This window comes from Cellulomonas marina (assembly GCF_900111925.1).
GTDB lineage: Bacteria > Actinomycetota > Actinomycetes > Actinomycetales > Cellulomonadaceae > Cellulomonas > Cellulomonas marina.
Genome location: NZ_FOKA01000004.1, coordinates 94,430 through 106,781, shown reverse-complemented (window position 1 = coordinate 106,781; position 12,352 = coordinate 94,430). Strand labels below are relative to the sequence as shown.

The window sequence follows — 12,352 nt, the reverse complement described above, 5'->3', positions numbered from 1 at the left end:
CGGCCGGGGGTGCGACGACGCACGACGGGACGGCCGGGACGACCCGATGACGGGGAGGGACCTGTGAGGACGCGGACGGGCAGGACGGCGGCGACGGCGCTGGCGGGGCTGGTCCTCGCGGCGGGTCTGACCGCGTGCGCCGGGGCGCCGGGGGCGGCGGCGGTCGTCGACGGACGGGAGATCCCCACCTCCGACCTGCAGGACGTCATCACGGAGATCGGGCCGCTGCTCGGCAGCGCGACGACCGCCCAGGTCCTCGCGGTGCTCGTGCAGGAGCCGGTGGTCACGCAGCTCGCCGCGGAGAACGGCGTCGGGGTGTCGGACGACCAGGCGCGCAGCGCGCTGGAGGCGGCGCTCGCCTCCGCCGGCGTGACGGTCGACGAGCTGAGCCCCGCGTCGCTGTCCGTGGGGCGCTACCTGGCCGCCGCGACCGCGCTGCAGGGCCTGCCGGACGGCGGTGCCGAGGCGCAGGAGGAGCTCCTCGCCCGCGTCGCCGAGCAGGACCTCGAGGTCAACCCGCGCTTCGGCGCCGTCGACGAGCGCGGCACCGTCACCGCGCCCACGGCCCTGCCGTGGCTCGTGGCGCCCGAGGCGGCGGCCCCGGCGGCGGGCTGACCCGCAGGGCCGACCGTCAGGCGCGCCGGACGTCCGCCGTCGCGAGCACGACCGCGTCGAGCCACGCGGAGAAGTCCGCGAACCACCGGTCCGAGCGCGTGCCGCGCGGCGTCGCGCCGAACCCGTGGCCGCCGGTCGCGTACGCGTGCGCCTCGACGCTGCCGCCGGCCGCCCACCACGCCCGGTAGAGGGTGAGGGACGAGTCCACGATGGCGTCGCCGAGGTCGTCGTCGGACGCCCAGGCCAGGAACATCGGCGGCGCGGGCTGCGGCACGACGGCCGGCCCCCACAGCGCCGGGTAGACCGGCGCGACGAAGTCGGGCCGGTGCTCGTCGGGCGCGTCCAGGGTGGTCGCCGCGACGACGAACCCGCCCGCGGAGAACCCGAGCATGCCCACGCGGTCCGGCCGCACGCCGTACCGCTCGGCGTGCGCGCGCACGTGGCCGACCGCCGCCCCGCCGTCCGCGGCCGCGACGGGCCGGTAACGCTCGCCGACGTCGAGCATGTACGCGCGGTCCGACATCGACCGCTCGGCGAGCGCCGCCCACTCGACCTCGTCGGGCGGGGTGGGGACCGTCCGGTAGTGCAGGACGAAGGCCGCGACCCCGCGCTGGACGAGGAGCCGCGCCACCCACTCGCCCTCGTTCTCCACCGACAGGAAGTGCATGGCGCCGCCCGGGCACACGACGACCCCGGCACCCGTGGCCACGTCGGCGTCGGGGAGGTAGGCGGTGAGCGTCGGCACGCTGACGTTGCGCACGTGGCGCGGGGCGCCGGGCCCGTCCCACGAGAGGGGCGCCTCGATGGGCTCGGGGCCCTGCGCCGGCGCCCCGGCGACGGTCAGCGGGACGGGTGCCTCGACGCGCATGGGCGGGACGGTACCGCGCGCCCGCGTCCCCCGCGCCCGACGGAGGTCCCGCGGGTGGGCGTCCCCCGCGGTCTACGCTGACCACTGCACGCCTCGCACCGAGGACCCCCCGCCTGAAGGAGACCCATGGCCAGCATCGAGGCCGTCGGCGCACGCGAGATCCTGGACTCGCGCGGCAACCCCACCGTCGAGGTCGAGGTCGCGCTCGACGACGGCACCATCGCCCGGGCCGGTGTCCCGTCGGGCGCCTCGACCGGCGCCTTCGAGGCCGTCGAGCGCCGTGACGGCGACAAGGGCCGCTACCTGGGCAAGGGCGTCGAGCAGGCCGTCAACGCGGTCATCGACGACATCGCCCCCGAGCTCATCGGCTACGAGGCCACGGAGCAGCGCCTCGTCGACCAGGCCCTCATCGACCTGGACGGCACCCCCAACAAGGGCAAGCTCGGCGCCAACGCGATCCTCGGCGTCTCGCTCGCCGTGGCCAAGGCGGCGGCCGACTCGGTCGACCTGCCGCTGTTCCGCTACGTCGGCGGCCCGAACGCGCACGTCCTGCCGGTCCCGATGATGAACATCCTCAACGGCGGGTCGCACGCGGACTCCAACGTCGACATCCAGGAGTTCATGGTCGCCCCCATCGGCGCCGCGAGCTTCCGCGAGGCGCTGCGCACCGGCGCGGAGGTCTACCACTCCCTCAAGTCCGTGCTCAAGGCCCAGGGCCTGAGCACCGGCCTGGGCGACGAGGGCGGCTTCGCGCCGAACCTCTCGAGCAACCGCGCCGCGCTGGACCTCATCCTCTCCGCCGTGGAGAAGGCCGGCTTCACGCCGGGCGTCGACGTGGCCCTGGCCCTCGACGTCGCCGCGACCGAGTTCTTCAAGGACGGCGCCTACCAGTTCGAGGGCTCCGCCAAGAGCCCCGAGGAGATGCTCGCGTTCTACGAGCAGCTCGTCGCGGACTACCCGCTGGTCTCCATCGAGGACCCGCTGTCCGAGGACGAGTGGGACTCCTGGTCCGAGCTCGTGCGCCGCGTGGGCGACAAGGTGCAGATCGTCGGCGACGACCTGTTCGTCACCAACCCCGAGCGCCTGGCCAAGGGCATCTCGCTCAAGTCGGCGAACTCCCTGCTGGTCAAGCTCAACCAGATCGGCACGCTGTCCGAGACGCTCGACGCCGTCACGCTCGCGCAGCGCAGCGGCTTCACGACGATGACCTCGCACCGCTCCGGCGAGACCGAGGACACCACCATCGCCGACCTGTCGGTGGCGACGAACGCCGGCCAGATCAAGACCGGTGCCCCCGCCCGTGGCGAGCGCATCAACAAGTACAACCAGCTCCTGCGCATCGAGGAGGAGCTGGACGACGCCGGTGTCTACGCCGGTCGCTCCGCCTTCCCGCGGTTCTCGCAGGGCTGAGCACCCGCAGCACACCCAGCAGCACCCAGCAGCACGACGCAGGGCCGACGACCTCCGGGTCGCCGGCCCTGCGGCGTCCCGTCCCGTGGTGACCACGTGCTGGCCCGTGCTGATCCCGTGCCGACCTCGTGCTGCGGCGGGTCGGTGCCGCCGGGGCCGCAGGTGCGGGGCACAATCGAGGCCATGCCCTCGTCCCGCCGTCCCGGCCACCCGCGCGCCCCGCGCGGCGCGGCCGCGCCGGGCGACAAGCACGGCGAGCGGTCCGGTCAGCGGCTCGGCGAGCGGCCCGCACCGCGCCCCGGCGCGCGTCCCGGGGGTGCCGGCCGCCGTCCCCGCGGTCCCGTGCCCGTCGTGCAGGCCACCGTGCCACGGCTGTTCTCCGCGCGGGTGCTCGTGCTGGCGCTCGTCGTCGTCGTCGCGTTCGTGCTCGTCTACCCGACACTGGGCTCCTACCTGCAGCAGCAGGCCGAGCTGCGGGCGCTGGAGCAGCAGGTGGAGCAGGCGCAGGCGACGAACTCCGAGCTCCAGGCCGACCTCGACCGCTGGGACGACCCGGCCTACGTCCGCGCCCAGGCGCGCGACCGCCTCGCCTTCGTCCTGCCGGGGGAGCGGGCCTACCGCGTCGTCGACCCCGGCACGGTCCCCGAGGCCGCCGTGCCGGCCGGTCCGAGCACCGACTCCTCGACCCTCGCGGACGGCACGACGCGGCCCTGGTACCAGTCGGTGTGGACCTCCGTCGAGGAGGCGGGCGCGGCCCCCGTGACCCCGCCCGCGCCGACGCCCGAGGCGCCGCCCGCGACTTCCTGAGGTCACGCGAGCGACGGGCTCGCTCGCGACGGCCCGGGAGCGCGCTCGCGGTCGGGGATGATGGGACGTCCCCGTCCACGACCCCCAGGACCCCGCGTGACGCAGCACGACCTCCCCCTCGCCGCCCCCGACGCGTCGGCCTCCACCACTGTGCCCGCCGCCGTGCCGGACGCCCTCGTGCCCGACGAGGCCGTCGACCCCGCGGTCGTCACCGACGCCGACCGGGCCGTGCTCGCCGAGCAGCTCGGCCGGCCGCCGCGCGGGCTCGTCGGGATCGCGGCCCGGTGCGTCTGCGGGCGGCCGACCGTGGTCCGCACCGCGCCGAGGCTCGACGACGGCACCCCCTTCCCGACGACGTACTACCTCACCTGCCCGCCGGCGGTGTCGGCGGTCAGCACGCTCGAGGCCTCGGGGATCATGCGGACCTGGACGCAGCGCCTGGCGGAGGACCCCGTGCTCGCCGAGGGCCACGCCCGCGCGCACGCGGCCTACCTCGCCGACCGCGAGGCGCTCGGGCACGTGCCCGAGATCGCGGGGGTGTCGGCCGGCGGCATGCCCACGCGCGTCAAGTGCCTGCACGTGCTCGTCGGGCACGCGCTCGCAGCCGGCCCCGGGGTCAACCCCCTGGGCGACGAGGCCCTCGCGCTCGTCGCCGACCAGTGGCGGCCCGATCGCTGCACCTGCTGACCCGCGTGCCGACCCGCGTGCGGGTGGCACGATGACGCCCGTGACGCGTGTGGCTGCCATCGACTGCGGGACCAACTCCATCCGGCTGCTCGTCGCCGACGTCGAGGGCGGGACCCTCACCGACGTCGACCGACGCATGGAGGTCGTCCGCCTGGGGCAGGGCGTGGACCGCACGGGTCGCCTCGCGCCGGAGGCGCTCGCGCGGACGCTGGATGCGACGCGGCGCTACGCCGACCGGTGCGTCGAGCTCGGGGTCGAGCCGGGCGCGGCGGCCGTGCGGTTCGTCGCGACCTCCGCCACGCGGGACGCGGAGAACCGCGACGAGTTCGTCGCCGGGGTGCGGGACGCCATCGGCGTGGAGCCCGAGGTCGTGGCCGGGCACGAGGAGGCCGCCCTGTCCTTCCGGGGGGCCGTCGGCGGGCTCGCGGCGCACCCGGGCCCGTACGTCGTCGTCGACCTCGGGGGCGGGTCGACGGAGCTCGTCGTCGGCACGGGCACCCCCGACGCCGCGTGGTCCATGGACGTCGGCTGCGTGCGGCTGACCGAGCGGCACCTGCGCTCGGACCCCCCGGCGGCCGACGAGGTCGCCGCCGCCCGTGCCGACGTGGCCGCGGCGCTCGACGAGGCGGCCGGGCACGTCGACTGGTCGCGGGCGCGCACCCTCGTCGGGCTGGCGGGGACCGTCACGACCGTAACCGCCCACGCGCTCGGCCTGCCGGCCTACCAGCCCGAGCGGATCGACGGGTCCGCCCTCGCGGTGGACGCGGTGCTCGCCGCCTGCGACGACCTGCTGCGCCGGGACCGCGCGTCGCGGGCCGCGCTGCCCTTCATGCACCCGGGCCGGGTGGACGTCATCGGGGCGGGGGCGCTCGTCTGGCACGACGTCGTCGCACGGGTGGACGCGGACGTGCGTGCGGCTGGCGGCGCGCTGAGCGCGGTCGTCACCTCGGAGCACGACATCCTCGACGGCATCGCCCTCAGCGTCGTCGATCGCGCCGCCCGGGCCTGACGCGCGCGGCAGCCGGGGCGCGCCGACGGCCTCGTGGGGCACGGGCGCGTGGGCCGACAGGGGGTGAGGGTCCTCACAGCCGGGGCCCGGGAAGCGGTATCAGCGCTGGCCGGAGCCCTGCACCCGGCGGCCGGGACGGCGGGCCCGCGTGGGGGCGGGTAGCGTTGACCGCATGTCCGAGCCGGTCGCCTCCACGAAGTCCCGCAAGGTCCCCCGCGTCCTCGTCCTCGGGGGCGGCACGGTGGGCCTGTACACCGCCAAGCGGCTGCGCAAGCGGCTCGGCAACCGCGAGGCGGCGATCGTCGTCGTCGACCCGCGCCCGTACATGACGTACTACCCCTTCCTGCCCGAGGTGGCGGCCGGGTCCATCGACCCCCGCTGGGCCGTCGCCCCGCACCGCCGCGCGCTCAAGGGCGTCGACGTGCTGCAGGGCAAGGTCAGCCAGATCAAGCACGCGGATCGCACCGTGCAGATCACGCCGGAGGAGGGTGAGCCCTACTGGGTCACCTACGACCACCTCGTGGTCGGCCTCGGCTCGGTCGCCCGCACGCTGCCCATCCCGGGCCTCGCGGAGCAGGCCATCGGCTTCAAGCAGGTCGAGGAGGCCATCGCCCTGCGCAACCAGGTCCTCAACCGCATCGACGTCGCGTCGAGCACGTGGGACCCCGGGCTGCGCCGCAAGATGCTCACGTTCGTCTTCGTCGGCGGCGGGTTCGCCGGCATCGAGGCGCTGGCAGAGGTCGAGGACATGGCCCGCGCCGCGGTGAAGTACTACAAGGCGATCGAGGAGGAGGAGCTGCGGTTCGTCCTCGTCGAGGGATCGCCGCGCATCCTCCCCGAGGTGAGCGAGGAGCTCGGCGGCTACACGCTCGAGCAGCTGCGCAAGCGCAACATCGAGATCTACCTCTCCACCTTCCTGTCCTCCTGCGTCGACGGCCACGTCGTGCTGTCGAACAAGACGGAGTTCGACGCCGAGACGATCATCTGGACCGCCGGGGTGAAGGCCAACCCGGTGCTGCAGGACTCCGACCTGCCGCTGGACAAGCTCGGGCGCGTCATCTGCAACGCGAAGCTGCAGGTCACGCAGGAGGACGGCACCGTCGTGCCCGACGCCTACGCCGCGGGTGACTGCGCCGCCGTGCCGGACCTGACGCAGCCCGGCAAGACCTGCCCGCCGAACGCCCAGCACGCCGTCCGCGAGGGCAACCACCTCGGCGACAACCTGGCGCGCGTCCTCCGCTCCGCGGAGCCGACGGAGTACAGCCACAAGAACGTCGGCGCCGTCGCGTCGCTCGGCGTCTACAAGGGCGTCGCGCAGATGTTCGGCAGGCTCAAGGTCCGCGGGTTCCTCGCCTGGGTCCTGCACCGCACTTACCACGTGGGCGCCATGCCGACCTTCAACCGCAAGGTCCGGATCATGGCCGGCTGGACCGGCTCGCTCCTGCTCCGCCGCGAGGTCGTCGCCCTCGGCGCGATCCACGACCCGCGCGCCGAGTTCCGCGCCGCGTCGCAGCCGGCCAAGCCGAAGACGCAGGAGGCGCCGCCGCGGGAACCCGAGCTCGCCTCGGCCAAGCCGGCGCCGTCCATCCCCGCGATCAAGGAGGAGTCCGGCTCGCCGGCCGAGTCCGAGAAGCAGAACGCCAGCAAGAGCTGACGCCGACGGCCCGGCGCGTCCCCGACGCGCCGGGCCGTCCGTCATCCCGGGCGGCGCGTGCCGCGGCCGCCCCTCGGTCCAGCCGGGTGTCGTGGGTGCGAGCCCCGCGGCGCCCGGCTGCTCGCGCCCGCGTGTGCGGGCATGCCCCCGTGGCCACCGGCGCGAGCGCCCGCACCGCCCCCGTAGCCCAATCGGCAGAGGCAGCCGGCTTAAACCCGGCCCAGTCCGGGTTCGAGCCCCGGCGGGGGCACCCGTGTCCCGGCCGTCGGACCGCTTCGGACCGCGAGCTCGCGCGCGACTACGCGGTCGGCGCGGGGTCCGCCGGCTCGGCGTCGCCGTCGGCGGGGGAGGTGTCGGCGAAGACCGCCCACACGTGCTTCGTCGTCCCGGTGGCGTACCACCCGACGTCGAGGGCGAGCTTCCGGGCGATCGCCAGCCCGAAGCCGCCCTCGCCCGGCTCGCGCACCCCGGCGAGGACGGGAGCGGTGTCGACGCCGTGGTCGGCGACGTCGAGCAGCCAGCCGTCGCCGTCGGCGAGCAGCCGGACGATCGTCGGCGGCCGGCCGTGCCGCAGGGCGTTCGTCGCCAGCTCCGAGGCCACCAGCACCATGAGGTCGGGGGTCCGGGACAGGCCGTCGACCGCAGCGCGTCGAGAGGTCACGAGCGCCTGCTGCAGCGAGCGCCGCAGCCCGGCGAGCTCCGTGAGGGAGTCGATGACCCACTCGTGCACGAGGGAGAACGAGTCCGGCGGCGTGCTGGCGCGCAATCCCTGGTCGGCCTCCGAGCGCGTGTCGGCTGCGCGCTCCTGCTGCTCGGGCACGGACGGACCTCTTTCGGACGGAGGCCTCGACGGTACGTCGGGCGGGCTGCCGCGGCGAGCGCTGCAGGTGGGCGCGCGGGTGGAGCGCAGGTGCGGGCTCCGGTGGGCGGTCCGGCTGGGGGTGGTCCGGGTCCTCCGGTTCCTCAGCCCGCGTCGTCGGCCTCGACCGCGGCGACCCAGTCGCGCTTCTGCGCGCGCCAGCCCTCGTCGTCGACGCCCTGGCGCCAGTACCCCGACGCCGACAGGTCCTCCCGGCGCACGCCGCGCTCGGCCCGCACGTGCCGGCGCAGCGCGCGGACGGCCTGCGCCTCGCCGTGCACGAACGCCTCGACGCGCCCGGCGGGCCAGGCCAGCTCCCGCACGGCGGCGACGAGGGCGTCACCGGGTGCCCCTGCCGCCTCGACCCAGCGCACCTCGACTCCGGCGGGCGCGGTCAGCGGCAGCCTGTCGGCCGGCCCCGCGACCTCGACGAGGGCCACACCGGTGGCGTCCGCCGGCATCCGCTCGAGGCACACGGCCACCGCGGGCAGTGCCGAGGCGTCGCCGACCAGCACCGTCGCGACGGGCGCGTCCTCGGCGGCGGCGGTGTCAGCACTCGTGCCGGCGCCGGCGCGCGGACCCGTGCCGACCGGCGACCAGGCGCCGCCGGGCCCGAGCACCAGCGCCTCGAGGTCCTCCTCGCGCGGGCGCCCGTCCGCGAGTCGCGCCGCCCAGGGCCCGGCCAGGCCCTCGTCGCCGTGCACGACGACGTCGAGGGTGACCTCGCCGTCGCGGGCGTCCCGCACGGTGTACGCGCGCAGCCGCACCGCGTCCGGCCCGAGCGCGTCGCGCACGGCGGTCAGGTCGACGCGCCCGTCCTCGTCGAGCGGCCGCGGCCCCGGCGCGCAGAAGGCGAGCTTGACGTAGGAGTCGGCGTGCACCGACGGCTCGAACGCCGCGAGCCCGGGCCCGCCCAGCACGACCCGCACGAGGTGCTCGGTGACCCGGTGCGCCTGCAGCACGGTCCCGGGCAGCGCCGCCTGCCGCCGTCGCACCCCTCCTGCGCCGGGTGCCGCACCGCCACCGGGCGGCGTACCGGGCGAGGCGGGACCGGCTGAGGCAGGACCGGACGAGGCAGGACCCGACGAGGCGGGACCGGACGAGGCCGAGCTGCGCGAGGTCGAACCGGGCGTGGCGGAGCCGGTCGTCGAGGAGGTCACGGCGCCCGACCCTAACCCGCCCGCCCATGAGCCCCGGCGTCCGGCCCACCCCTCACCGAGATGCCGCTTCCGGACGCGGCACCGCCCGCCACCGCGTCCGGGAGTGGCATCTCACCGGGCGGTGACGGGCGGTGACGGGCGGTGACGGGCGGTGGCGCAGGAGGACGAGGGGAGGGCGTCGGGGAGGAGCGGCCGGTCAGGCGTCGCGGCGGCGCATGAGGACGGCGGCGATCGCCAGGAGGACGACGGTCCAGGCGACGAGGATCCCGAACGACTCGGCGATGCTGAGGTCCAGCCAGTACGCGTCGGGGTTGGCGTAGATGCCCTGCGCCGCGTCGGGCAGCGTGATCCGCGCCCCGGAGCTCGCCGGCAGGAACGGCCGCACGTAGCGCAGCGGCTCCCACGGGATGGCGGCCACGACGTTCTCGACGACGAGCAGCAGGCCGAAGATCGTCGCCAGCGCCCCCGCGGAGTGCCGGATGATCGCGCCGATGGCGAAGGCGAACAGGGCGACGGTCGCCAGGTAGAGCACGGACCCCAGCAGCACCCGCCACGACTCCGCGAGGTCCAGGTCCAGCGCCAGGCCCGGCCCGGACAGGATGAGCGTCGACACGGCGTACCCGAGCGCCACGGCGACGAGGGCCGTCACCGCCATGACGAGGAAGACGACGACGGCCTTGGCCCACAGCGCCGGCAGACGGCGCGGCACGGCGGCGAACGTCGAGCGGATCATCCCCGTCGTGTACTCGCCGGTGATCGCCAGCACGCCCAGCGTCACGGCGGCCAGCGAGGCCGGCTGCACGGCGATGGAGTAGACGAAGGAGGCGCTGAGCTCCGCGCCCGTGGCCGGGTCGGCGGGTCCGTCGCCGCCGATCTGGCGCACGATCCCGCTCATCGCGGCGACGAGCCCGACGAACGCGACGACGGTCAGCACGACCGTCCACCACGTCGAGCGCAGGGACCAGAGCTTGATCCACTCCGACCGCAGGACGCGGCCGAAGGTGACGGGACGTGCGGTGACCGTGCGCGGCGGCAGCGCCCCGGTCGTCGCGGTGGCGGTGGCGGTGCTCATCGGGCCTCTCCGTCCGTGCTGGTGGTGCTGCTCGTGGTGGTGCTGCTCGTGGTGGTGCTGCCGGCGGTGGCGGACAGGACGTCCACCAGCTCGGGGGCGCGATCCGCACCGGTGCCGCCGTCGGGCGTGCCGTGGGTGGCGTACTCGACGGCGTCGGCCGTGAGGTTCATGTAGGCGTCCTCGAGCGACCCGGTGACGGGCGTCAGCTCGTGCAGGACGAGGCCGCGGGCGGCCGCGAGCTCGCCCACCTGCTCGGCGGTGCGGCCCTCGACCTCGAGCAGGCCCGGCGATACGGCTCGGACCTGCACATCGGCGGCGGCCAGCCCCTCGGCGAGCGCGGTCGCCTGCGGGGACCGCACGCGCACGGTCTGCCGGGTGGCGGCGGCGACGACGTCGGCGATGGGCGCGTCGGCGAGGATCCGCCCGCGCCCGATGACGAGCAGGTGGTCGGCGGTCTGCGCCATCTCGCTCATGAGGTGCGAGGACAGGAACACCGTGCGTCCCTCGGCGGCCAGGTACCGGACGAGGTTGCGGACCCACAGCACGCCCTCGGGGTCCAGGCCGTTGACGGGCTCGTCGAGGATGAGGGTGCGCGGGTCGCCGAGCAGGGCCGCGGCGATGCCGAGCCGCTGGCCCATGCCGAGCGAGAACCCGCCGACCCGCTTGCCCGCCACGGTCTGCAGGCCCGTCATCTCGATGACCTCGTCGACGCGGGTGGTCGCGATCCCGTGCGTGGCGGCCATGGCGCGCAGGTGCTGACGGGCGCTGCGCCCGGTGTGCACGGCCTTCGCGTCGAGCAGCGCGCCGACCTCGGCCAGCGGGGACCGCAGCGACGCGTAGGGACGGCCGTCGACCGTCACGGTCCCGGCGGTCGGCCGGTCGAGCCCGACGATCATGCGCATCGTCGTCGACTTGCCGGCGCCGTTCGGACCGAGGAAGCCGGTCACGCGTCCCGGCTGGACGGAGAAGGAGATGCCGTCGACGGCCTTCTTGCTGCCGTAGACCTTCGTGAGGCCCTGGGCTTCGATCATGTCGCTCTCCTGGGGGCGTCGGTGCGTGGTCGTCTGCGAACCTAGGGCCTGGCGGGGTGCCGGTGGACCCGTCCGAGGACGGATCCGCGCAGGTCAGGGTAAGACCAGGGCTCATCCCCGAGACGGACCCCGACCGGGGTCGGCGGGCGTCCGAGCGCACCCGGACGGGTGCTGAGGGTCGCTCTCAGGGGCGTCCCCGATGGGGAACGCGCGCGGGGTCCCGTACGTTGACACCGGAGCACGACCCCTTCCCGGCCGCATGACCAGGAGCACCGATGAGCAACCCCGTCTTCAGCAACTCGCCGATCTTCCGCGACCCGGCCCAGCAGCGGCCCGGTCGCGACTCCTCCGTCCGCGGCGCCGGCCCGTTCGGCGGCGCCAACCCCTTCGGCGGGGGCGGCACCGCGACGCTGGGCGCGCAGGGCGCCCAGGCCGCGGACGCGCGCACGCTCGACGCGATGTACGAGGCGCCCACCGCCACGACCCGTGACACGGGCCGCATGACCTACGACGACGTGCTGGTGAAGACGGGCGGCCTCCTGGCCGTCCTCGTCGCCGCGGCCGCCGTCTCGTGGCTGTCCGGCAGCGTGCTGCTGTGGCTCGGCGGTGCCGTCGTCGGGCTGGTGCTCGGCCTCGTCAACGCGTTCAAGCGCGAGCCGAGCCCGGCGCTCATCAGCATCTACGCGGTCGCGCAGGGCCTGTTCCTCGGTGGGATCAGCTCGCTGTTCAACGCGCAGTGGCAGGGCATCGTGGTGCAGGCCGTCCTCGCGACGTTCTGCGTCTTCGCGGCCTCGCTGTTCCTGTTCTCCTCGGGCCGCGTGCGCGTGACGCCGAAGTTCCAGAAGGTCCTGCTCGTCGGCCTCGTCGGCTACCTGCTGTTCGCCGTCGTGAACGTGGTGCTCTCGCTCACGGGCGTGGGCAACCTGCGCACCGGCGCTCTCGGTCTCGTGGTCGGCCTCATCGCCGTCGTGCTGGGCGCCATGAGCCTCATCGTCGACTTCGACTCCATCCAGCGCGGCGTGCGCAAGGGCGTCCCGGCCAAGTACTCGTGGTCCGCGGCGTTCGGCCTGCTCGTCACGCTGATCTGGCTCTACCTGGAGCTGCTGCGCCTCATCGCCATCCTCCGCGGCGACGACTGACAATCTGATCAGCGACGCGCGCTCGCCCTGCCAATATCAGG

General features: G+C 75.2%; 12 protein-coding genes and 1 tRNA gene. 8 read left to right on the top strand and 5 right to left on the bottom strand.

Going from position 1 to position 12,352, the window contains the following annotated elements; all coding sequences use genetic code 11:
• Nucleotides 1-63: 63 nt before the first annotated feature.
• The gene (locus tag BM048_RS05840) at nucleotides 64-615 is read left to right on the top strand and encodes a hypothetical protein (RefSeq protein ID WP_090031473.1); all 552 of its coding nucleotides are present in this window, start codon (nucleotides 64-66) and stop codon (nucleotides 613-615) included.
• Between the two features lie 16 nt (nucleotides 616-631).
• Here the strand turns inward: BM048_RS05840 and BM048_RS05835 are convergent, their stop codons facing one another.
• Nucleotides 632-1,483 (bottom strand): alpha/beta hydrolase, encoded by an 852-nt coding sequence (locus BM048_RS05835; protein WP_090031471.1) that lies wholly within the window; start codon nucleotides 1,481-1,483, stop codon nucleotides 632-634.
• A 126-nt stretch (nucleotides 1,484-1,609) separates the two neighbouring features.
• Between BM048_RS05835 and eno the strand changes: the two genes are divergently transcribed.
• The 6 genes from eno to BM048_RS05805 all read left to right on the top strand — a co-directional run bounded on the left by eno (nucleotide 1,610) and on the right by BM048_RS05805 (nucleotide 7,300).
• Entirely contained in the window at nucleotides 1,610-2,893 is a 1,284-nt protein-coding gene (gene eno / locus BM048_RS05830; RefSeq protein ID WP_090031469.1) for a phosphopyruvate hydratase, read from the top strand.
• Between the two features lie 183 nt (nucleotides 2,894-3,076).
• Nucleotides 3,077-3,700, top strand: a complete 624-nt coding sequence (locus tag BM048_RS05825) for an FtsB family cell division protein (protein ID WP_239078801.1) — start codon at nucleotides 3,077-3,079, stop codon at nucleotides 3,698-3,700.
• 177 nt (nucleotides 3,701-3,877) lie between these two features.
• On the top strand, nucleotides 3,878-4,387 hold the full coding sequence (locus BM048_RS05820) for a DUF501 domain-containing protein (RefSeq protein ID WP_239078807.1): 510 nt from the start codon (nucleotides 3,878-3,880) through the stop codon (nucleotides 4,385-4,387).
• Between the two features lie 40 nt (nucleotides 4,388-4,427).
• Nucleotides 4,428-5,396 carry a Ppx/GppA phosphatase family protein gene (locus BM048_RS05815; protein ID WP_090031674.1) on the top strand — a complete coding sequence of 323 codons (969 nt, stop codon included), beginning with the start codon at nucleotides 4,428-4,430 and terminating at the stop codon, nucleotides 5,394-5,396.
• A gap of 172 nt (nucleotides 5,397-5,568) precedes the next feature.
• On the top strand, nucleotides 5,569-7,050 hold the full coding sequence (locus tag BM048_RS05810) for an NAD(P)/FAD-dependent oxidoreductase (protein ID WP_090031466.1): 1,482 nt from the start codon (nucleotides 5,569-5,571) through the stop codon (nucleotides 7,048-7,050).
• A 176-nt stretch (nucleotides 7,051-7,226) separates the two neighbouring features.
• Nucleotides 7,227-7,300, top strand: a tRNA-Leu gene (locus BM048_RS05805).
• Nucleotides 7,301-7,348: 48 nt separating this feature from the next.
• Here BM048_RS05805 and BM048_RS05800 read toward each other — a convergent pair.
• The 4 genes from BM048_RS05800 to BM048_RS05785 form a co-directional block, all read right to left on the bottom strand.
• Complete coding sequence (locus tag BM048_RS05800; protein WP_090031464.1) at nucleotides 7,349-7,870, bottom strand: ATP-binding protein; 522 nt, start codon at nucleotides 7,868-7,870, stop codon at nucleotides 7,349-7,351.
• A gap of 143 nt (nucleotides 7,871-8,013) precedes the next feature.
• A complete protein-coding gene (locus BM048_RS05795; RefSeq protein WP_239078800.1) occupies nucleotides 8,014-8,904 on the bottom strand; it encodes a siderophore-interacting protein in 891 nt (296 codons plus the stop codon).
• 361 nt (nucleotides 8,905-9,265) lie between these two features.
• Nucleotides 9,266-10,141, bottom strand: a complete 876-nt coding sequence (locus BM048_RS05790; RefSeq protein WP_090031463.1) for an ABC-2 transporter permease — start codon at nucleotides 10,139-10,141, stop codon at nucleotides 9,266-9,268.
• The gene (locus BM048_RS05785; RefSeq protein ID WP_090031461.1) at nucleotides 10,138-11,172 is read right to left on the bottom strand and encodes an ABC transporter ATP-binding protein; all 1,035 of its coding nucleotides are present in this window, start codon (nucleotides 11,170-11,172) and stop codon (nucleotides 10,138-10,140) included. The genes BM048_RS05790 and BM048_RS05785 overlap by 4 nt, the downstream gene beginning before the upstream one ends.
• Nucleotides 11,173-11,447: 275 nt before the next feature.
• Here BM048_RS05785 and BM048_RS05780 point away from each other — a divergent pair, with 275 nt between their 5' ends.
• Nucleotides 11,448-12,311, top strand: coding sequence for a Bax inhibitor-1/YccA family protein (locus BM048_RS05780; RefSeq protein ID WP_090031459.1), 864 nt, complete (start codon nucleotides 11,448-11,450; stop codon nucleotides 12,309-12,311).
• Nucleotides 12,312-12,352: the final 41 nt, after the last annotated feature.

Bases quoted from the DNA above. Each gene is read 5' to 3' on its own strand.
- BM048_RS05835 (WP_090031471.1), bottom strand. From the start codon at position 1,483: ATGCGCGTCGAGGCACCCGTCCCGCTGACCGTCGCCGGGGCGCCGGCG.
- eno (WP_090031469.1), top strand. From the start codon at position 1,610: ATGGCCAGCATCGAGGCCGTCGGCGCACGCGAGATCCTGGACTCGCGC.
- BM048_RS05825 (WP_239078801.1), top strand. From the start codon at position 3,077: ATGCCCTCGTCCCGCCGTCCCGGCCACCCGCGCGCCCCGCGCGGCGCG.
- BM048_RS05810 (WP_090031466.1), top strand. From the start codon at position 5,569: ATGTCCGAGCCGGTCGCCTCCACGAAGTCCCGCAAGGTCCCCCGCGTC.
- BM048_RS05790 (WP_090031463.1), bottom strand. From the start codon at position 10,141: ATGAGCACCGCCACCGCCACCGCGACGACCGGGGCGCTGCCGCCGCGC.
- BM048_RS05785 (WP_090031461.1), bottom strand. From the start codon at position 11,172: ATGATCGAAGCCCAGGGCCTCACGAAGGTCTACGGCAGCAAGAAGGCC.
- BM048_RS05780 (WP_090031459.1), top strand. From the start codon at position 11,448: ATGAGCAACCCCGTCTTCAGCAACTCGCCGATCTTCCGCGACCCGGCC.